General features: G+C 53.8%; 16 protein-coding genes. 9 read left to right on the forward strand and 7 right to left on the reverse strand.

Annotated elements, in window-relative coordinates:
• Positions 1 to 136: 136 nt before the first annotated feature.
• Positions 137 to 496 carry a hypothetical protein gene (locus H7849_RS17140; protein ID WP_186740979.1) on the reverse strand — a complete coding sequence of 120 codons (360 nt, stop codon included), beginning with the start codon at positions 494 to 496 and terminating at the stop codon, positions 137 to 139.
• 749 nt (positions 497 to 1,245) lie between these two features.
• Here H7849_RS17140 and H7849_RS17145 point away from each other — a divergent pair.
• The 4 genes from H7849_RS17145 to drmB are packed head-to-tail and all read left to right on the forward strand — an operon-like array spanning position 1,246 to position 9,643.
• Positions 1,246 to 2,469: a DISARM anti-phage system protein DrmE domain-containing protein gene (locus tag H7849_RS17145; protein WP_186740981.1), complete on the forward strand. Its 1,224-nt coding sequence runs from the start codon at positions 1,246 to 1,248 to the stop codon at positions 2,467 to 2,469.
• A 16-nt stretch (positions 2,470 to 2,485) separates the two neighbouring features.
• Positions 2,486 to 4,249 carry an NERD domain-containing protein gene (locus H7849_RS17150; RefSeq protein ID WP_186740983.1) on the forward strand — a complete coding sequence of 588 codons (1,764 nt, stop codon included), beginning with the start codon at positions 2,486 to 2,488 and terminating at the stop codon, positions 4,247 to 4,249.
• Complete coding sequence (locus H7849_RS17155) at positions 4,243 to 7,737, forward strand: helicase-related protein (protein ID WP_186740985.1); 3,495 nt, start codon at positions 4,243 to 4,245, stop codon at positions 7,735 to 7,737. The genes H7849_RS17150 and H7849_RS17155 overlap by 7 nt, the downstream gene beginning before the upstream one ends.
• On the forward strand, positions 7,730 to 9,643 hold the full coding sequence (drmB, locus tag H7849_RS26530; RefSeq protein WP_222439676.1) for a DUF1998 domain-containing protein: 1,914 nt from the start codon (positions 7,730 to 7,732) through the stop codon (positions 9,641 to 9,643). Before H7849_RS17155 ends, drmB begins: the two co-directional genes overlap by 8 nt.
• Positions 9,644 to 10,129: 486 nt before the next feature.
• Here drmB and H7849_RS17165 read toward each other — a convergent pair whose 3' ends face one another.
• From H7849_RS17165 to H7849_RS17185, 5 genes are all read right to left on the reverse strand, one after another.
• Complete coding sequence (locus tag H7849_RS17165; protein ID WP_186740989.1) at positions 10,130 to 10,504, reverse strand: hypothetical protein; 375 nt, start codon at positions 10,502 to 10,504, stop codon at positions 10,130 to 10,132.
• Positions 10,505 to 10,537: 33 nt separating this feature from the next.
• Positions 10,538 to 10,852, reverse strand: coding sequence for a hypothetical protein (locus H7849_RS17170; RefSeq protein WP_186740991.1), 315 nt, complete (start codon positions 10,850 to 10,852; stop codon positions 10,538 to 10,540).
• Between the two features lie 336 nt (positions 10,853 to 11,188).
• Positions 11,189 to 11,761, reverse strand: coding sequence for a tyrosine-type recombinase/integrase (locus tag H7849_RS17175; protein WP_186740993.1), 573 nt, complete (start codon positions 11,759 to 11,761; stop codon positions 11,189 to 11,191).
• Between the two features lie 188 nt (positions 11,762 to 11,949).
• Complete coding sequence (locus H7849_RS17180) at positions 11,950 to 12,750, reverse strand: hypothetical protein (RefSeq protein WP_186740995.1); 801 nt, start codon at positions 12,748 to 12,750, stop codon at positions 11,950 to 11,952.
• Between the two features lie 850 nt (positions 12,751 to 13,600).
• On the reverse strand, positions 13,601 to 15,040 hold the full coding sequence (locus H7849_RS17185; protein ID WP_186740997.1) for a hypothetical protein: 1,440 nt from the start codon (positions 15,038 to 15,040) through the stop codon (positions 13,601 to 13,603).
• 536 nt (positions 15,041 to 15,576) lie between these two features.
• Between H7849_RS17185 and H7849_RS17190 the strand changes: the two genes are divergently transcribed.
• Positions 15,577 to 17,502: a phospholipase D-like domain-containing protein gene (locus H7849_RS17190; protein ID WP_186740999.1), complete on the forward strand. Its 1,926-nt coding sequence runs from the start codon at positions 15,577 to 15,579 to the stop codon at positions 17,500 to 17,502.
• Between the two features lie 72 nt (positions 17,503 to 17,574).
• Here the strand turns inward: H7849_RS17190 and H7849_RS27565 are convergent, their stop codons facing one another.
• The gene (locus tag H7849_RS27565; protein WP_186741001.1) at positions 17,575 to 17,730 is read right to left on the reverse strand and encodes a pentapeptide repeat-containing protein; all 156 of its coding nucleotides are present in this window, start codon (positions 17,728 to 17,730) and stop codon (positions 17,575 to 17,577) included.
• 149 nt (positions 17,731 to 17,879) lie between these two features.
• On the opposite strand from H7849_RS27565, the gene H7849_RS17200 reads away from it, so the two are divergent.
• From H7849_RS17200 to H7849_RS17215, 4 genes are all read left to right on the forward strand, one after another.
• Entirely contained in the window at positions 17,880 to 18,266 is a 387-nt protein-coding gene (locus H7849_RS17200) for a hypothetical protein (RefSeq protein ID WP_186741003.1), read from the forward strand.
• A 220-nt stretch (positions 18,267 to 18,486) separates the two neighbouring features.
• On the forward strand, positions 18,487 to 20,034 hold the full coding sequence (locus H7849_RS17205; protein ID WP_186741005.1) for an esterase/lipase family protein: 1,548 nt from the start codon (positions 18,487 to 18,489) through the stop codon (positions 20,032 to 20,034).
• 3 nt (positions 20,035 to 20,037) lie between these two features.
• Positions 20,038 to 20,808 carry a hypothetical protein gene (locus tag H7849_RS17210; RefSeq protein WP_186741007.1) on the forward strand — a complete coding sequence of 257 codons (771 nt, stop codon included), beginning with the start codon at positions 20,038 to 20,040 and terminating at the stop codon, positions 20,806 to 20,808.
• Positions 20,809 to 20,908: 100 nt separating this feature from the next.
• Positions 20,909 to 21,454, forward strand: a complete 546-nt coding sequence (locus tag H7849_RS17215; protein ID WP_186741009.1) for a DUF4760 domain-containing protein — start codon at positions 20,909 to 20,911, stop codon at positions 21,452 to 21,454.
• The last annotated feature ends 344 nt before the right edge of the window (positions 21,455 to 21,798 follow it).

Here is a 21,798-nt window from a genome sequence, read left to right on the forward strand (position 1 = left end):
AATGCAATTTTGGGACGGCATACAATGGAGGCCGATTCCCCTTTGGGCAAGGTTCTTTATCTCGCTGGGTGCCGCCATGTCGGCGGCTCTTTCACCCGAACGCAGGATCGTTGCGGCGTTATCAGTGCCGACCCCATCATTCGCCGCTGCATTCATTGCTCTCGGCCGCGTTCTCAGTGAGCCGATTTCGGAACCAGCGAAGAGTGCTGTTGATGCTCACTTCGACATGCTCGCCGCTTTGCCGACGCACACTCCATTGATCTACTTCAATGGGAAAGCTCTTTACAATGGGCCGCTCCTGGGTATTGCGAAGCAATCTAACAGCCACTTCATTCGTATGGCCATCCACCGCGGAGGGACTTGCATGATCCCGAAGCGCCACTGTCTGTTCGTCGAAGTGCAACCGGAAAGTGAGAACGGCAAACCAATAAGCCACTCCGGCCGACTGAGGAATCCGAAACCTTTCGTGGGCCGGTTCTTTACTTTGGCGGAGCACTACAGGATTCTGTGCAGCACAGCAAGATCGGTACTCATTATCGGAGAAAAGAATCGCCTTCGAACCGAGCTTGTGCAAACTCAGTTTGCAGTTCCGAGTGGGATTCACCACGTCGAGGGTGTCCTTCAGGATCTAATCCGGGTCGCCAAGTTCTCTTCGGGCGGGGTTGGTTGTCGGGCAGATGTCTACGCTCGCTCGAGGGGCCACTCAATCCAGAACGGCGGTTCGACAGCCGAAAGTTCGCTCTTAATCCTCGATGGCGCCGTCTCACACTTTCGATGGGCCCATGAATACTCGCACTGCGATTCGGTTTCGATCCTATCCAGAACAGAGTGTGAATACGGAACCGCGATCGACTCGGCAAATGCTCGGTACCTCAATCGACTCGACGACTTTTCATTGTCCGGGCTCATCGCACCGCCCGCTGGAATTGAACTCATGGTGCATCTAGAGGACCGGCAATGAGAATCACAACCCTCGCGGCCACTAGCACTATCTATGACTGTGGATCAACTAATGTGCTTGTCCGCGCAAGGCTTTCGCATGATCGTTTTCGAGCCTATTCCCTAGCCGTGAGGCGTCTCATTCATGGTATAGGAGAGGCAGTTATCGAAGAGCCTTGGAAGCATATTCTCACACCGCTCCGCAGGTACGGATTTGCCCTGTGTGCAGCCCCCTTGCCGTTCAACGAGCCATCAATTCAGCCGTTGGACATCAGAGAACTTCACTCCCGTAAGGAAGCCCTGGCGATGGTCTATCCGGCCGAAGCAATGCAGTTCGGAAGGGCAATCCAGTGCCTGGAAGCACTCATCCAGAGCAACGAGAATCCTTACAGAATTTGGCTTGCAGAGGCCGTTCTTCGAAATCCTGGGGACGGAGCAGTGCTCATCAGTGATTCCCGGTTAGTTATCGCGGCTGAACGCCAGCTCTACCGCAACCCCTCAACACGCCGGTTATCCGTTATTACACCAGCTCAGCTGACAAGAGACAGGTGCTTCGATGTGCTCTATGTTCTTGGTGCGGCAAGGTGGTTCCCTAGCTTCATTTTCGATGCCCCACGTTCCACGAAAACGGAAGTCATCCGGTATGCATGGATAAAGGACGGGCATCGTGAGGACGCCAAGAGGTTTCTTTGTGCCGCCGAACCGACATTCGAGATGGAGGACGATCCGGCCGAGCACGAAGATTGTTATGACGCCGCCGATCTGCTCCCAGTTGTCGACTGGAGAAGCATAGGACGGAAGATTGCCGCTGCTGAACTGCAAAATACGCTTGAGTCGGCGGAAGCCAATCTGGTGCTCTTAGAAGGTGAGCGTGCTGTTTTTCTTGAGGCGGCTGATGGGGCGTCAGTCCTAACCATCGATTTGGATGCCGATGAAAGCACAGAACGTCTTGCGCGGATCGCCACAAATGAGGTCAGGCCGGGTACCTTCTTACTCCTGCGCACGAGCGGCGGCGGCGACTATATCGTCACCGAGGCCGACCGTCATTTCCTCAAAGGCCGCGCCCCGGAGGTCCGCGAAGCGCAACAGCGCTGGAAGGCACTCTTGCGCCAGGAAGTGCAGAAGGATGGTCTCCTGGGCACCAGTGTGCGATTGATCGACTTGGGTTCGTCTAGCGCAGAGGAGATCAACGTTCGGAACTATTTGTCACCCCGGAGCATCAGAACACGCGCCACGGAGGACTTTCAGGCCATCATGCGTCTCGTGGGATTGGGTGAAGAGTGGCAGCGTTATTGGAACATGATGGGTGAGATTGATCATGCCCACCGCCTTGCGGGCCATCGTATCCGGCGTCAACTGCTTAGGAAACTAGAGGAGTTGGATCTGACCGAGCTCGAACGTGTCGGTCGTATGGAGATAACGCTGCCTGAGATGGACGCTGGAGGGTTTACGGCTTTCCGCGTTCTCGACGTATCACCCGACTCCCAACTCGTAGACATTCACGGTTTGGGTCATCCATTCGAGCTCTGAACGCGGTATGGCGAAAATGTTTCCAGCTGAGATCTTCAGTGGCTGCCCCAGTCCAGGGGAACGCGAGGTATTTGCGCGACTCAAAGATAGTTCCAATACACCAGATTGGATCGTCCTGCATTCTCTGGATATTGCCCACCACGTCCGGCGAGTGAGCGGTGAAGCAGACTTCGTCGTGATCATTCCAACTAGAGGCGTTCTTTGTCTGGAGGTTAAAGCCTATCGGCGTATACATCGAAACGAAGCCGGTTGGCTTTATGGCTCTGAGCAAATCCCAGATTCCCGCGGCCCCTTTCGCCAAGCGTCGGAAGCCATGCACAGTATACGGAACCGCCTAATTAGAAAAAGACCAGACTTGGCTCACATCCTGTTCTGGTCGGCGGTTGTCCTTCCGTACATCGATTTCAAGATTCCATCCAACGAGTGGCACGACTGGCAGGTCATTGATGCCGCGCACTTCAGGCAGCGCCCTCTTCCAGAAAGCATAGAAAACGTTCTCAAGAATGCCCGTGAATTTTTGTCGACTTGCGAGAGTGCCCGATGGTTCAATGCAGGTCTACCTACTCTCACACCTAAGCAGGCCAAAGCGATTGCGCAGGAACTGCGTCCGAGCTTCGAGATTTTCGAAAGTACTAAAGTTCGCCGAGACCGCTGGGATAAAGAAGTACGTCGCTACACAGAGGAGCAGTTCGCCTCGCTCGACGCGATGCAGGCCAACTCGCGCGTGCTGTTTACCGGCCCCGCCGGGACTGGCAAAACACTGCTGGCAATTGAATCAGCACGCCGAGCACATTCCGGAGGAGAACGGTGTCTCTTCGTCTGTTTCAACCGTCTCCTTGGGCGCTGGCTTCAGGAGGAGATGGCCCCTCTGGGGGAGACTATGACCACATCCACGTTCCACAGTTTTCTCCTATCGCTTGCGGGCTGCGTTCCTCAGGGTGAAGGCGTCAGCACATCGTTCTGGGAGGAGGAGCTTCCAGAGAGGGCAATCGAGGCGCTAGTCGAACGTGATCCTCAATTCACGCCCTTCGATACTCTCATTATCGACGAGGCGCAGGATCTTCTTCGAGCCAATTACCTGGACGTTCTCGACCTGCTCCTTCGAGGAGGGCTCGCATCGGGCCGATGGCGCCTCTTTGGCGATCTGGAGAAACAGGCCATATATTCAGGCAGCATTCCTAACCCTGTTGCGCTTCTGCAGCAACGAACAGGCAGCGTTCCCTTGTTCTCGCTCAGAGTCAACTGTCGCAATTCGCCGCGAATCTCCACTTTGGTGCACCTCCTCGGAGGCCTCGCACCAAATTACAGCCGCGTACTGCGGCCGGACAACGGGATCGAACCGGAATTGAAATACTACGGGTCGTCGGCTGAACAAGAAGCCATTTTCCTCCAGGTTTTGGAGTCTTGGTACGGAGAAGGGTTCGGTGGAGGTGAAATCGTCGTATTGTCGCCGCGTGCAGACCGGACCAGCCTTGCTGCACACGTAGCGAAGGAACCCTGGCGCAGCCGCCTCCGCCCATGCGCTGAGTCGACGGGAGGACAAATTTCTTATGCTTCAATCCATGCTTTCAAAGGACTAGAGGCCTCGGCGGTTGTCGTTACGGACATTGAACATCTGACTGGCGACGCAGCGGTGGATTTGTTCTATGTTGCTGTAACGCGCGCGTTGCACCGACTGACGATTCTAGTTCACGAGTCCGCGCGCCCCGACATCATCCGTGCGTTGACGGGACAAGGCGCTGTTCCGAACCTTAACTCATCCGGAGAGCCATCATGGTAAATCACATCGCGGACCGCGCACTCCTGCTAGATTCGCTCCGCCGCGAACTCGTCGGTCCTGATCCTCGCGGTGAAGAACTCGACTGCACGCAGCCCGTTTCGTTTGCGGCCTTAGATAAATCATATGGCCCGTGGCGTCAGAAAGAAAACGGCGAAGAGGTTCTCCAACGTGACCCTCCAACGAAACGCTACGGCATCGGCGTCTTGTACCCGGCACAGACTCTCGATCAAGATGATTCTGGTGTTGATGCCTTGCTGACGCAGCCAGCTGTGGTTCTTCCCGACGCTTTGGACCCTCCACAAGACGATCCCCTTACAGCGCAGGCCCGAAGAGACCTTGAGGATATTCAACATCGCACTGAAAGATCCTCAGCGGAACCAGAAACGGAGGACTTGGACCTGTCGTCCGCGAACTCTTACCGCCCAAGCAGCGTCGCAGTCAGCTTTCTTGCTTCGGTTCCAAAAGGCGCACAGCTAATCGTCGAGGCTACAGGAGGCCGCTATCAGCGCTTTCCCGTTACGATCGAAGAAAAGGAACGGACGTGGTGGCTTAGGTCTCCAGTCAGGCTGCGCGCACAATTCAATCGCGACGACCTCCTCTCCATTCAGAAGAAGCTCATTCAACCGACTGATGTCGAAAGCACTAATCTGAGTGATCTCGACATTCGAATCGAAGTATATGGCAGGCCCTCCTCGATCTCAGATGCCCGGCTATTCACCGTTTGTCTCGTCAACCGCTCGTCGGCTTCGTCGATTGATGAGCGTAGTCTCTTCCAATTCCACTTCAAGGCGCATTTCGAATCCACTGGAAAACAGGCCGAGATTCTTCCTTACCCTGCGGTCGAATTGGAAAAACCTGATGATGAGGAGCAGTCCCTCGCGTTGCTGTACAGAGAAACCGAAACCTTTGCGATTGGGCATGGGTGTGCCGCTGACTGGTCTATCAACGCAACACGGACTAGTGCACTCGCAATCACAGGCGAGTGCTTGCCCACGTTTGAAACACCCAGCGTCACACCTGATATCCGCCGCCAGGACGGCAGCGCGATTGATGTCTCCATGGCCGCGCTTGCTGGCCTAATCCAAGGCGACGACGGACTCGATGCCCTTGAGGATGTAGTGGCCGCCTATGAGCAATGGATAGATGAAAGGGAAAAGGGGATTTCTCTTCTGGACATTAAGCACAGAACTCCAGCTGAACGCCACATGAGGGAATGCGCCCGCTGCGCAGATCGCATGCGCGATGGCATAGACTTTCTCAATTCCGATCCGCGCGCCATGAGAGCCTTTAGGCTCGCAAATGAGGCGATTCTGTTGCAGCAGCTGCATAGCCGCCGCGAATCGCGTCGGCTAGTTTATGACACAAAGGGAAAGCGGCTGACGTTTTCTGATCCGTACGTTGCACAGGACACGCGCATTGAAACGGCTGGCCGCGGAAAGTGGCGCGCCTTTCAGATTGCATTCCTCCTCATGACGCTCCGATCCACGGCGGACGGCAGAGCATCTGACCGCAGCACGGTTGAACTCATTTGGTTTCCCACCGGCGGAGGGAAGACGGAGGCTTATCTCGCGCTTTCAGCTTTTTCGATTCTAATGCGCCGGCTCCGCAATCCGGCTGACGCGGGGGTCGAGGTGATCATGCGCTACACGCTTCGCCTTTTGACGGCCCAGCAATTTCAGCGCGCTGCGGGTCTACTATGTGCTCTGGAGTACCTCCGGCGGCAACCGACAAACGAGAAAGATCTCGGCCAAGTTCGATTCTCAATCGGCATCTGGTTGGGCGGAAGTTCTACTCCAAATTCACGGCAGCAGGCTCGCAGTGCACTGACGGCCCTCAGCCAGGCTCAGCCTTATGCAGAGAATCCGTTCATCATCACCAAGTGTCCCTGGTGTGCGGCTGAAATGGGACCCGTGGAACTGGAGGGGAAAATACCTTCTGCCATCCCTAAGGTGCACGGTTATGAAAGGCAGGGCGATACTGTCGTATTTAAGTGCTCAGATCGCACATGTGATTTCTCGTCGGGGCTTCCAATCGTCGTCATCGACGAGGATATTTACGACATGTGCCCTACCCTGATTATCGGCACAGTGGACAAATTCGCAATGCTTGCGTGGCGGCCCGAGGCTAGAGCGATCTTCGGTCTTGGTTCGAATGGAACACGGAAATCGTCACCGCCAGGACTAATAATCCAAGACGAGCTCCATTTAATCTCTGGCCCGCTTGGCTCAATGGTGGGCCTCTACGAAGCCCTGATTGAAGAGCTCTGTACAGACCGCCGCAACGGTTCTGTCCCTCCCAAGATCGTGAGTTCAACTGCCACAATTAGGAGGTATGCGAGCCAGGTTAGGGATCTTTACGGCCGCGAGACGGTCGCTCTGTTTCCGCCTCCTGGCCTTAGCGCATCAGATTCTTTTTTCGCGCAGCACGCGCGGCGACCTGATGGCTCTCTCGCTCCCGGCCGGATTTACGTCGGTGTTCACGCTCCTGGCCTCGGGTCTCTCCAGACCGCTCAAGTTCGAGCATTTACTGGCTTGCTTCAAGCACCGCTGGCTCTGCCCGACGCGGCAAGAGATCCATGGTGGACTATCCTCGCCTTCTTCAACAGTCTGCGCGAATTGGGCACGACCCTATCCCTTCTGCAGTCCGATATTCCGGACTACCTGAAAGTCATTCGAAACCGGACTGGCGCGGCACCGGACCTGATTCGGCGTCTCCGTAATGTGAAGGAGCTTACGGGTAGACTTCCTAGCGAAGAGATCCCCCTTGCAATCTCAACGCTTGAAGCGGAATACGGAGGCCAGCGGACACCTGTTGATATCTGTCTGGCTTCGAACATCATTGAGGTAGGTGTGGACATAGATCGTCTTTCGCTCATGGCCGTCGTGGGGCAGCCAAAAACCACATCTCAGTACATTCAGGTCACAGGGCGCGTGGGGCGACGCTGGTGGGAGCGTCCTGGGGTGGTAGTGACAATATATGTTGCATCAAAGCCCCGTGACCGCTCCCATTTCGAGAAATTCCGAAGTTACCACGAGAGGCTGTACGCCCAAGTAGAACCGACGAGCGTAACGCCGTATTCGCGCCCGGCGTTGGAGCGAGCGCTGCACGCCGTCATGGTTGCCTATGTGCGGCAGTTCGGCACGGAGGCGGCAGGACGTAGCCCCTATCCGATACCCCAGGGGGAGCTAGCTGCACTTCGTGACCTGCTTGTGCCACGTGTGACTCAAATTGACCCCGACGAGAGGGCGAGCTTCGAACGACTGTATGACGCAAGAACAGATGAGTGGCGCCGATGGGAGCGCAACCGGTATAGCGGAGCTCCGTCAGACGAAGAGATTCCGCTTCTGCGGCCAGCCGGAGGATATGCAAGTCCCGAGCACGTTCGAATTTCCTGGCCCACTCCCCAATCGATGCGGGCCGTCGATGCTGAATGCCAGGTCGAGATCACAACTCTCTATTTGAACGACCGGGGAGCCGACAATGCCTAAAGGTCCGATCCGAAGGGCCCAACTTGTGGCACCGTTTGGTGTTGGAGCACTTTCTGTCGTAAGAGACGGCACCTCGGTTATTACTTGTGGCGTTGACCACTGGTATGAAAGAGAGCAGAGGGACGAGAGCGGCCAAACCATCGACGTTAATGAGTTTCGAATTGAAGAGTGGCGTCTTCAGAGAAGACTCGGTGTTGACCACTTCAGACTCCCTCCAGACTTCCGTGTACGGCGCCAGAGTGATAAGGCTCCTAACTTTTACTTAACGGTCCCCTTTCTGAGATTTCCCAAATGGCATTTTTGTCCATCGTGTAATCTTCTCGTCACACTGCCGCTTACGGTCAGGACGCGCGAACGCTGCCCAGCATGCCTTGAATCTCGAAAAAAGCGAATCGTTCTATTGCAGGTTCCGTTTGTTGCCATGTGCGACCAGGGACACCTTCAAGACTTCCCGTGGCGTGAATGGGTCCACAAGACCGCGAGTCCATCCTGTCACAAGAGTCTGAAACTGGTGGCTACCGGCGGAGCATCTCTGTCAGCTCAAAAAGTGGAATGTGAGTGTGGCGCTCACCGTACACTCGCGCAGATCACGACAGCCGCACAGTCGGGGGAGACCACCTTTCTAAGCAGCAACCTCGATGACAGCGGCACTCTGTACCTCTGCCGCGGATTGAAACCGTGGCTCGGACTTGAAGATGTCGAGCAGTGTCCTCGACCTCTTCGCGGCTCTCTCCGCAGTGCGTCGAACCTATATTTTGCTGACGTTCAGACCGCGCTATATTTGCCCCGCAGCAGCGCAAATGCACCATCCGACCTCGTCGATCGGCTGCAGGAACCACCACTATCAACGCTCATCAGTTTGTTGAAGGGTGCCGTCAAGACCATAAAGCCTGACATGCTCAGAAACCAACACTCCATCGTTCTGCGGAAGTATACCGATGAACAGATCGCCGGGGCCATCGGAATTGTCACTGGCGCTGGGCAGCAAGATGCTGAGGCTGATGTTGGGTTGCCTGGTGACGACAGCGAAATGGCATTCCGAAGAGCAGAATACCGCGCATTGCGGATAGCACGTGACGAAGATCAGCTCCTGATCCGGGCTCCAGAAATGAGCAAATATGACACGGAAGTTGCCGGCGCCTTCGAACGGATAATGCTTATTCACAAACTTCGAGAAACTCGCGCACTAACGGGCTTCACTCGAGTATTTCCAACTGCTGCTGCCACCCTCGAGGAAAAAGTGCGGTTACTTCGGCGCGATTCCCCCTTAGAACCATGGTTGCCGGCCTACCTAGTCTATGGAGAAGGAATTTTCTTTGAGTTTCACGAAGCTCTGATCGACCAATGGGAACAGCGCCCTGAGATCGGGGAACGAATACGTCGCCTCGATGCCAGCTATCGAATCCTGCAGGGAAATCGACGCCAGCCCTTTGAACCGATCGTCCCGCGATTTGTGCTCCTCCATACTATTGCTCATCTGTTGATGAACCGCCTCACGTTCGAGTGTGGGTACAGTTCCGCGGCACTTCGAGAGCGGTTGTTCGTTTCGCCAAACCGGAAGGCTCCTATGGCTGGCATTCTGATCTATACGGCTGCGGGTGATGCAGAAGGTACCATGGGCGGCCTAGTTCGGATGGGTCAGCCCGGCTACCTTGAACCGATGATCCGGCGTGCCCTAGAAGCTGCATCGTGGTGTTCCGCCGATCCGGTTTGCTTGGAAATGGGCCGACGGGGGGGACAGGGTCCAGATTCCTGCAATCTCGCTGCTTGCCATGGCTGTGCCTTAGTTCCGGAAACCGCTTGCGAACGATTCAATCGGTTCCTTGATCGGGCCTGTGTGGTCGGGGATATCGAAAGCCCCGGATTGGGCTTCTTCCCGGGTGGGCGCATCGGTGAGAATTCCTAAAGCAAATGCTGATTCTGAAAGGAAGCGCAAGCAACTTAATATACAGCAGCAATATAGGTTGCAATCCGGCCCAACCACACCCAACGGAGCCACTGTCTTAGGTCTGAGAGATGACTGCGCCGTTGCTGAAGGAAGGCCCTTTGATCGCGTGGACGATCTCATCGATGTCCTGAGTTTCACCGGAGCATCTGGTCTCGATTGGAGAAACAAAGTCGCCAATAGAACTGGCGCATTTGTTCATGCAGATCAACACCGGCAAACATCGGACAACTTTGGTGGAATTTGCAATTGATTGCAATGCGTAAGTTGACCACAACACTCCATCGAATATCCCGTCGTTACGACCGGAAACGAGCGTATATCGCCAGCTAGTCGAACAGGTTTCAATAGATCTTCATCAGGGCGCTTGCATTTGCTTTTGACTGAGACGATCTGCAAGCCAGAGAATTCAGGATTCCTAGATTGTCGTTAGACGTACTTACACCCTCACTTTTGAAGTGCGGATTTAGCATAGCTCTCTGCGCTCGGCCAGTCGGTGGAGACGTAACGATCCTGAGATTTGCCATCCTTGTTCACGGTGACCACAAAGAATGAATGCTGCCTGGGATACTGCCTGACATCCTCAAGGGAGTCCTCGCTGAGTTCTTCCCAAAGAAAGTCATCGTACTCAATTCCATTGGAGTTCGGGATGTCCTCCGGCTCGAATTTCTTGCTCAGTTCGAGAGCCTGTGCAAGTGTCTCCTTCGCATCTTGTTCCATGCTGTTAAACACTTCGCGGGCGAAGTCGCGGTCGTAGGTTTTGATTACCTCGACTGTCACGGGGCCTGCACTCTCTTTCAGAAATGTCTCTTGTCTAGGCATACAGTATTCTCGTCCCTGTTGCAGGGCAAAGCATCAGAGTGATGCCGCACCAGCCTCTATCGAACGAGACCTAATGACTTCGGAAATGGTCTCGATGTCTTGGCTCTCGCTCGGGCATGTCGTTGAGATTGACGACACAATCTCCCCGCTCTCGTCAGTCACAGTCGCTCCCCAGTTGACGTCCGCCGTGCCCCAGACGATCTCGCCACCTACCTGAGTAGGAAGCACCACACAGTAGATGTCGCCGCCTGTATCCTGCGAGCTTGCATCGAGCCCACTTGCCTGAAGTGCTTCGGCTACTCGTTCAACAATCTCTTCTTCATCCAGAACTCCACCGAACTCTTCCATTTTCTTCTCCAAGGAGACGACCCTCAACATAAGAATTGTACGACCGGGGGATAGTGCAAGTCCGCTGTGATCTCAACAAGCAACACGCACTATTGTAGTGACGTTCCCGGAAATTCCTCCGATTCATCTCAACCCCAGTCCCACATCGGAACAAGCAGGCACAAGCCTGTGAATCTGCTATACAGCACGACTGGGCCTCTGCGGGATGAGAACTACAGGTCGGAGCCGATGTCCGGAGAGATGCCGGACCTTCCTGATGGAATTGGTTAAATCTGTACGAGTCCCCCGGGGCGACCTCATTCGTTGCAATTGATTGCAATTTCAAATTTGCCCTCCTCAGAAGATCGCCATCAGTGCTGAAGCGGTGGCAATTGATGCTTGACGATCCGTAGTCCGAACGTAACGCATAGTCGATCCGATAGATTTGTGGCCGAGCTGTTGTTTCACAAGTGCGAGGTTGACGTTCGCAGCGACTAGATGGCTTGCTAGGGAATGTTTGAGCGTATGAGGATGGCGCTTTTCCGGCGGCAACCCCACTTCGGTGGCCAGTCGCTTAAACAGGCGGAAAAACTGCGAGCGATGAATTTGACCACCCTTCTGGCTTATAAAGAGGTAATCTGAGCCATCGGCTCGGCGTTCTCGTAGCCACTCCCGAATGGCTCGGTGCTCGTTAAGAAGAGGCTCGCCCCGGTGTTCGGTCACGGCTTGGGTCGTCCGTAGAGAGCCTTTCAGGCGCTTGACTAGGATGTTGCCGTTCTTGAGATCAATGTCTTCGAGCCGCAGATTGCATACTTCCGAAGCACGCATCCCGTGTTTGTAGGTGACAAGTACCATTGCCCATTCACGAGCGCCCCTTGCTCTTGCGGCTCGAAGAGTCGCAAGAACCTCAGCGGGTTCGAGGTATTGCATGGAAGTGTCGTTTTGCTTGAGGCCAAGTCCCGTAGGATTCACGTTCATTCTCCTTGAAATGCAACTTTATATTGAGTTGAGGCTCTCCCATTTCAGTTCGTAAGGGGTTTGTTTAGCGGCTGAGGATATCCGAGAATGCAACAGAATGGGTAGTTTGTTGTATTTTGGCTAGTATGCCGAGGCAGCACTCAGGGCGGAATTTCACCCATGCTTGGCGGGAGTTCAGTGGCGATCGTTAGCCCGTCGTAGCAGTAGAACTTCGGTATCCAGTTGTCCTGCGGGTCGAGGCGTCCGTAACGCTCGAATGCCAGACAGGCTGCATACATGTGGAACCAGACGCCCATGAAACGGACGTCGTCGCCAGCTGAGTGAAGGCCATCGCAACACCACCTCGGAATCGGTTGTGGGTTCTTCCACCGCTCGCGTGCAGTGTCAACTAGGTCAAACACGTCTGTGGCAAAAACCGGCTCGCTCCGGTCTGCAACCGGGCTGTAGCCTCCCGCCATCATCCATGCTGCTTGACATAGAAAATTGTTGTCGCTCGACAATGCCGATTTGGCCCGCAGATGAATCTCGACTAGTCTCTGCGCAAGAGAATGTGTCGTTTTCGCCGCCATCCCCGCCAGGAATTCCGCTTGCCGGGTGGCGCTCAGTCGGGCATGTGAAAGGCCGATCACTCCGGCAATGGCTGAAACCGTATCTTGCTCCGCGATGCCTACTTCAATCATGCGAGTCATGTTTTCGAGTGTGTGGTGCCCGTCAAAATGTAGGAGTTTGCGCTCGGCAAGAAGGCCACTGTAGATATAGTCCTTGCCTCCTGATAAGGGATGCCACCAGTTTGGCATCTTGCAGATGCGGAGTGCTTCCGCAGCCAGGTAAAGGATGTCTACCCGAGCAAGCACCAGCTGCGGAAAATTGCCAACGACACCTTCCATGACCTCGATGGAATGACCGTCTTCTGCCGACCCGATGAGCAGGCGCCGCGCCATTCGCAATCGACTAGCCGGCTCTCGAAACGTATTTAGGTAGACGAGCCAATACACGGCATCCTCGGGCCGTCGCAGTCGGAGGGATTTGACCAGTCCGGAAAGCGCCTGAGAAAACGTTGGCCGAACTGTAGGTAGGAATGGGCGTCGTTCACTGTGGACGCCAACGGCTCTCAAGTGTTTGCATGCTGGACCAGGCATTGCCCGAAACTGGGCGCAGTCGCAGGTCCTGGCATCGCGGGAGATGTGGTACCAAGTCCCCCCGCTGAATGACTTCAAAAAGAAGGACTCTTCTGCGAATTTCATTGGAATGGTGTACCTATTAACTTAGACGGAAGAAGAGGCTCGTATGTTCCTCTAAGTGGCTAAAAATAAACGCGTTAAGCGATAATTTTCTGGGTAATGCGCTGAGGGAGAGGGGAACTTCAATAGGGCTGAGAGGGCGCTTGAAGATGGCGCTTCCAACATCGGGGATTTGTTTGGGCAAGGCGGTGAAATGTGCGGAAATGCAAATCAACACATCAGAAACGATCGACGCTGGGAATTCTAGCGTGTCACGAGTTTGATGTAGAAGTCGGTGCTCCTCTTGGCGACTTTTTAAGGCGCGAATGTTCTCGCATTGGGAAAGAGTGGGCGAGCATCAAGGAACGTGTAGCGACTAATTGTGCTTATGGGGGAAGGATAGCGATTGATTGCATGAATTCTGAGAATTGCAATTGATTGCACCGGACAGATGCGCCGAGCGCGATGGTGTGCACGCTAAGAAATGCCGCCTTCATACTTGTTTTCGATTGAGCTGACGGCATGAACCATAGCGACAAAATCAATCTCATCTGCGGGAATATTGCGCCAGTCAATGGGGCAACAAGGGTATTATCGCCGCAGCCAATTCGACGACTGGCTTGCCGGTCTCGCCGATTGCCTTAGCCCAGTCCATGATTCTTTCTCCCAGACGCACGCCTTCACCTGGTCGCGGTGCTTTCGCGGTGGCCTCTTCAATAAGATTTCGCGAGTCACGTGCTGCATTTTCCGCAGCAGGCGACGGAGCCAACCGCGCCGCTCCTGCAACGGCCTGAAGCAAACGATTCAGAAGGTCTTTTAAGTCTTTGTCTGCTCCGGATTGCTCCAACACGTTAAAGCTCTCCTGTAAATGATCGGCAATGACCACCGGGGCTGTTATTGTCGCGCCTGAGCCGATATTGATGGTTTTGTTCTGTTCCATTCGCTCAACCCTTTCTATTTGAATCGTGCCGATTGTACTCAGGCCTGTGAATAGTTGCGCGGTATCTGCTGCATAAAGGTTCATTGTTTGAACAACTGTTTGTACCGCTTCACGGTCTAATTGATTATTCATGACGTTTCGCAGGCTGAATGTCGCGTTTGGGAAATGAGTCATTTGTTCGTCGAAATCCGTGATTACGCGCCCGCCATACAGACCTTGAACATAGACTTCTTGAAGCCAGTCCACTATCTCATCAACGGAATTAGACACAGCAGCATCGAAGGTTGCGTAAGACGCGTACATTTTATTCATGCCTTCAAAGCTGCTCATGAAGCTAATTCCTGCGCTTACGAGCAGGTGCTCGTGATCCTGGTTAGTCTCCGGAATGAGCGTTTCAACTAGCAGGTACAACTGTGGTACGCCGCGATATTCTCGGTATAGTTCAGCGACCGGGTCCGGCAGAAACTGAAGTTTACCTCGCAACGTGCATCGCAGAGCGCCTGCGCTCTTAATCGAATCGATGTAGCGTTGAAACAAATGATCGGGGATGGCGACCGGAAAACCCTCATGAGCCACACCCGTAGATGAAGCAGATAGAAACCATGCGGTTCCGCCATCAAGCACCTTGGGACGCAAACGAATGCAGCCGACGCCGCCCTTTAACATGGAAATTTTCCCATACGGATCGTAAATGTCCAGAAATTCCCGATCTTTACGATTGGTGTCCAGCATATGGGTTCCCGATTTTCGTGGCACCGCAACGCGTCGGAGGAATTCGCGGGCGTAGAGTCGAGCTTGCTTACCTTCTCTCGTGAAATACAAGCCGGGAGCTCGCGGGAACCACTCGAAGAGGAAAAATTGTTCTAGGCTCAATGTCATCCCCGCGCGATAGAGCTCCTTAGGTGGTAAGAGGTTCGTCCAGAGCTCTTCATTTGTGAAGGTGGATGCATCCGGTATACGCTTTCGCGGGGCTATTGGAGGAAGCAAGTAATTCACAGTCCCGATTTGAGTATTGATCAGGTGAAGAGCATCCTCCTGATACACACTGTAAAATTGGTCGGTCTGCCACATGCGTCACAAATTATAGCTCGGTGGAAATAAGCATTGGACGCTTTGCACATTCTCCAATGAATCATTTGTTCTCCACCGAAATGTTGATAAAACCGCAGAACTGACTCGCGAATAGCAAACTTGATCGACACGAGTTCGAGGAATAGTGCTGCAGAAACGGCTCACTTATCCAGAGATGTTTCTTGGCAGCGACGCGGTTCTGGTTTCCCTTGCCCGCCAGGTCGCGGTAGTCACGGAAAAAGTCCCTCCCGGGTGAGGATCCTCTCCATGACATCGCGGCCCGCGCGATGCATGTATTGCACGCCCTCGACATGGTTAAGGTGAGAGTTTTTTGGGATCAATGCGTTTCCGCCTTCCCCAGGTAACGTGATTCCGCATCGCGGAGCTGAATAAGTCCCATTTAGGAACACTTCGCCCAAGTTGGCAAGAAATTTGCTTGACCTAATCGCAAGAGTGCGCAACGCTTGGAGCTGCCTTCCCTCGTACCCTCAGACATCTTAGTGGACTCTACAGAGCAACGTGGACTGGAGTGACCAATGCCGTCTATTCAGAAGATTCGAGTCTTCGTAAACTGCGACATGACCCTGATTGCCTGGCAGGCTGATGGAAAAATCCCGGAATGCCGTGGTTTCGCGCTCGAGCGGCAGGTAAGAGGGGCGGCCGGCGACGCGAAGGACGGGTTCGTCAACACCTACGTTGGCTTTGAGGGACAGCAGCACACCAGCGGTGAGGCGCAACCGTCGACGGTTTGGCCAGTCCAACGGTATATCTGGAACGACTATGCGCCCAGTCAGGGTCAAACTGTGCGCTATCGGGTTGTCCCCATGCTCGGTCCGGCGAGCAATCTGAGGCAAGCGCCACAATCGCAGTGGAGTGACTGGTCTGACTGGATCACAGTAGGGACCGCCCAGACGCCGGGTTTCAAGGCTTATTTCAACCGCGGCATAGTAGGTGCCCAATTCCTGTCACGACAGTTCAGCTCAAGTGCGGATTTCACGAAGGCGCTCACCGGCGACATTAATAGCAACCGGCCGAACGCGGTCAGGACTTTCCTTTCTGGCCCATTACGTGTGGCTCTTCTGGACCTTCTGGCACAGGCCAAAAGTGATGGCGGGACGATCTACGCCGCACTCTATGAATTGAACGATCGCGAGATCCTTTCAGGCCTCGCGGCACTCGGTAGGAGGTGCAATCTGCTGCTCGGTTCGGGAGCGTTCAACAAGACGAGCAAGGACGTCCACAAGCAGACGGATGAAAACTACCAGGTCCGCGCCACCTTGCGTAAAGCCGGCAAGATCAACCTTTACGACCGTATCGTGGGAGGTGTTCATTTCGCGCACAACAAATTCATCGTCTTCTGCGATAAGCAGGGCAATCCAACGACGTTGTGGACGGGTAGCACCAATACAACAGTCACCGGGCTTTGCACCCAGGTCAATAACGGTCTGCTCATCGAGGACGCTACGCTCGCGGCGGCCTATAAGACTCGTTGGACTGAATTGAAGGGGGCTGGAAACGGATACCCATCGTCATTGATGGTAGAGGGATCGACGCCGGCAAAGGCACCACTGGGTTCGGCTTCTATCACTGCTTGGAATGTCCCCTGCAACAAGTACGTGGATCTGATAGACGCGAAGGCATACATCCGGGCGGCGAAACAAGGCGTCCTGTTCCTGATGTTCAACCCCGGAACGGGCGGAACCAAGGGTAAGGAACCGTCTTTGCTTCAGGACATCCAAGCCCTGGGCCAACGGGGTCTGTATATCCATGGCGTCATCAATCAAACGCAGGCGGCTCCGAAGAAAGACGAGCCGGGAGGCGGCGCTAAATCGACCGTTAGTTTCACCGAACACAACGAGATTCAGAACCCGGTTTCCACCGAAGCCATAACACCTCATCAGATCACCGAGGCGAATATGAACTGGTTCCACCAAGAATTCCACTTCAGCAACGTGATGATTCACAGCAAGGTAGTGGTAGTCGATCCGTTTGGAGAAAAGCCAGTGGTGATGACCGGGTCGCACAATCTGGGGCCGAAAGCGAGCAAATCGAACGACGACAATCTTGTGATCATCGAAGACGCGCCGGGGTTGGCACAGGAATATGCGGTCAATATTCTCGGCGTTTATGGTCACTACAAATGGCTGTACAACGCATGGAGGCAGGCGAAGGACGCGGCGCCACCCGCCGCAAAACGAACTAAGGCGCCCCCGATTCCGGTAAAGCCAAGCTACGACGGAAACAAAGACTCCGACGCCTGGCAGGATTACCAGATGGCGGGTGAAAACCTGCAGTTGACGCAGTTCGTGATGGGCGAGACTGTCACCAAAGTCACGCCCGCCAAAGCAAAGAAAATTGCCAAGGCCGCTCGGCCCGCAACGTCACCGAAGACTCCTTTACGGAAGAAACCCGCAACGAAGAAGGCGGCCCGGAAACGCCCGGCGAAAAAGGCTGCGGTGTAGACACGCTGAACAACTATTGGTGGGGATAGCGGAAAAATGCGAATGGCAGCAGTCTCCGGTTTGGGAATGTGGTCAAGCTGTGCGCACGCTCAGGTTCTTTAAGTTGGCCCCTTCCAAGTTGGCCCGGAAGAGTCTCGCGTAACTCAGTTGCGACCCTTCTAGCTTGGCCTCAAAGCACGCCTCTACGATTGGTGGAAGGCCAGACCGGAGGATAGCCCGACTTTTCATGTGAAGTATTGAACGTTATTGCCAACAAATCGGCTCGTGGAATAGCATTCGGGCCCATGGGGGAATCTCAACCTACTCTAACGACGCAATCCGCAGATGAGGGAGTCGCTCTTTGGCTGCTGAAGCGACGACACGAAGAACTAGGCACTATGTTCCGCGCGGCTTGGGATAATTACATTAAGTTCTATACCGTTTTCTTGACTTTTAGCTTAGGTGCGATGGGTTGGCTGCTGACGTTCACCGAAAAGAATAAACCTTCGCCAAGAATCTATCATGTCATCGCAATTGTATTTATTGTTAAGAGCCTGTTAACCGTTATCACGAGTGCCTCTATCGCCCGCTACTCAAGCCGTGTAGGAATTGAATATGCTCAGACGGAAAAAGATGTGCTCGGTTCCGTGCCTACTCCGCCTACGCTGCTCAACACTCAAGCAATTCCCGTGACGATGGCAGTCTGGGCCGGTTGGGCAAATGCGGTCGCGATGACCGCGATGATCGTCGCTTGGGTTATTGTTGGCTTCTGCGGAACAAATTAATTTGTCTTGACCGGAGTCGCGCTTGATTGGCGAATGACACACCCAATAGGTCATAAGCGGGATTATCGCTTACCGAGAGTGCATGGAGGCTCGCGCTCCTGATTATGGCTGTGTCGAAGTAAAGGTTGCCATTTAACACATTTTTCACAGAAGGCGGTTGGTATTTCGTAGAGTTTGCTGCCTACTAGCTACTTTTCCGGCCTTCCCGGGGAGGGATCAAGTGAATAGTCACTTTCCGATCGTTTACGTGCGGGGTTATGCAGGAACTCAGTCCGACGTCGAGGAGACAGTCGATGACCCCACATACGGCTTCAACACTGGTTCCACACACATCCGCCAGATGATGAACGGGAAAGCTGACATGTTTATGTTCGTCAGTCCATTTGCTCGGTTGTTTCGCGACCACGGCTATCAGGATGTGATCGACGGCACAGTCCAACAACTGCCACCGAATCCAAAGGCCCCAGAGCGGACCATCTGGATTTATCGCTACTATGACCCGACATCGCAAACGTTTGATCGTCCCGGAGGCACACGCCTCACGATCGAACAGGCGGCGGACGGACTCCGCGATTTCATCAATACAGTTCGCAGCTCAATACAGCTTGCGCAGGCTAAAGCCCTAGGCACCGATCTAGCTTCCGTGCCTCTAACCAAGGTGTACCTTGTGGCTCACTCGATGGGAGGACTTGTTTGCCGCTGCTTGTTGCAGAAGATCTATCCCAAGGGAGAAGCCTCGAACTATGTTGATAAGTTATTCACCTATGGTACTCCTCATGGTGGCATTCATTTCGATATTAGTGGCGGACGCCTCCTGGAGAAGCTTCGCGATCTGGTCGGCTATCACGGCTCCGACAATTTTGGGCCCGAAAAAATGTACGAGTTCCTCACGCCTAATCCAATGAAAACGGTCCCGGACAATTTCGATCCGCGCGAGATGCCATCCGACAGTTTCGATACCAAGCGTGTGTTCTGCGTAATTGGTACCAACGCCGGTGACTATGCTGTTGCCGCAGGCCTCTCACGATCGGCCGTTGGTCCTCAGAGCGACGGTTTGGTGCAGTTGGAGAGTGCCTATGTGCACGGCGCTCACCGAGCATATATTCACCGTAGTCACAGTGGCCGGTTCGGCATGGTCAATTCGGAAGAAGGATATCAAAACCTACAGAGGTTCTTTTTCGGGAATGTGCAGGTTCGCATGTCCCTGGTCAAATTTGTCCTGGATTACTCCGAAAACGATAACCCTGATACTCCAGATCTCTCGTACTTTGTAGAAACTCAAGTATCCGTCCGAGGTCTAGCTATCCTCATGCACGAGCGTACCATTCAGCACTACTGTGCTGATGCGATCGACCAAGATATTTATCGCAAGCGCTATGACAAACCTGATAACGAATTGCCCCTGTTTACTAGCTTTTTGCTTAACAAGCGCGACGATCGCACTATGCGATATATGATCAGGATTGCCTTATATGGGCAGCAGTATGAAAAAGGCTTTTTAGTGTTTGGCGATCACATCGAGCGACTTCCTCTGTGGTCAGACTCTCTGGTTGTCCAACTGGAGCAGGTGGGCGAAGAAGAGAGCACGATTTACCGTACGAAGTACTCGTGGGCGTCAGAGAGCCTTGAGCCAAGCATCCCAATGACGCCTACTCTTATGTCGGATGACGAGAGCTTCTATGTACAGGCCCCGCTGCCCGGTCCCAAAGCACCGGATCTCTTTGGGACAAACGCGGCGGTCCAATTCGTCACAACGAACTGGAGATGAATTGTGCTTAACCTGGTGACCGGGTTTGTTCGCACTGAACTTGGAAAACACGCGACCATCGCCGCGGTCCTGATCGTTGCGAGCTTCGTGACTTCTTCAATCGCCTACTGGCATGCCAGCCATTTGGCGAGAGAATGGGTGTCTCCCCTTCGGCCGCATTATGGTCTACGTGAGCCAGGCAAAGCCGGTTTCTGCAAGCCACCAGGACAGGTTGCAGGAGCAGTGACTCTTCGGCTAGAGGATGACGTGCAGGAAGTTCAAGGACGGATTCAGCACCACTTGAATGTAATGATCTACTTTTATGCAAACTACTATCGCGCCATCATTATGAGCTCCATCCTTGGAGCGGTGTCAGGTATTTGCTTGTTTTACATCGCAAACAAAGGATGGGCGACAGCGAGCAACTACGTCGTAACCACTTTCGTGATTTCAACTGTTATCGGGGCATATTTCTTCTCTCTTATTGCAGTGTTTAAGGAGCAGGACAATATCACAGCAAATAAGGCGTTATACCTGCAATATGTGGCACTTGGCAACCGGATTGCGAGCTACTGTGCGACAGGCAGCACCGAGAATGCGCAGCCTGAGACATTGGACAGTTATGTGCATCAGGTCGATACACAGATGGCTGCTATCAACGATGTAGCGATTTCTCTAGACTCGGGTAAGGTCGCCGACTATAAAGCCCTTCTGCAACAAGAAATGAACTCAAAACAGAAGCTCGCACTACCGCCAGTCGAAGGAGCTGAGAACACAACGACAAAACCGCGCTAAGAAGGCTAGCTGTTCCGAAATCATGCTAGCTGTTCCGAAATCATCTTGCGTTCGTTTAGCGCCGCTCTACGTTATCCTTCTCCACGAGGTGATCAGGCGAATGAGCGTCTCGTATACGGGTGTTCTCGATGTAATTAAGGATTTCGGGCCCATTGTCACTGCAGTCGGAGTCTTCGTGGCGGTTTGGACCCTCCGAGCAAACCATGATTGGAACAGACGTCAGTACACAGCGATCCTCGTGGCGGGCTGGAATGAGAAGACTTCTATCCATCGCAAAGCGATAGAGAGGCTTCGACCTGGTCTCATCGATCTCGACAGTAAAGGTACACCTACGGAGCTTACGAGGGCCGATGCGGCAGCAATCTATACGGCCAAACCAGACACTCCCGAGTGGGAGCTTCGCTTCCATTTTGTCGAATTCCTGAATCACCTCGAGGCGATTGCCTCGGCGTATCGAAACAAAGTGGCAGATGAGCAGATGTTAGAAGAATCATTTCGGAGTGTACTAATCCGGGTCCACGACATTCTTGTCAATTTCATAGCGACCGTCGATCAGCACCGAGGTTATGAAGCGTGGGAACCTTACTCAGCCGTAGTCGCGTACTGGAAGAGAAAACCATTTAAGCCACGCCGCTATACCGCCTAAAATAGTAGGCGAGAGAAGACCCTCTTCAGCCAATCCGATAAATCCTATAAGCCTAGTTAGCCTGAAGCTACTGGCGTTCACGACGCTGTCGTGCCTGGTGAAGGACGGCTTTATCGATATCTAGTGTGGGCAGGAAGGGACTACGCGGGACGGTGGAGCTGGGTGGTCGCGTTTTTTGCGGTTTTGGCGACTGTATACGACTCTCGGCACGTTCGGTCTTCCACTGCAATCAATTGCAAAATAGGAACGGCCTAATGATCGGCTCATAGGGACAAACCCTGGAGTTGATCGGAGAGTTGAGCCTCTATATGAATTTTCGGCATTGCGGTCGCCAGTTTCTACAT

This window comes from Alloacidobacterium dinghuense (assembly GCF_014274465.1).
Lineage (GTDB): Bacteria > Acidobacteriota > Terriglobia > Terriglobales > Acidobacteriaceae > Alloacidobacterium > Alloacidobacterium dinghuense.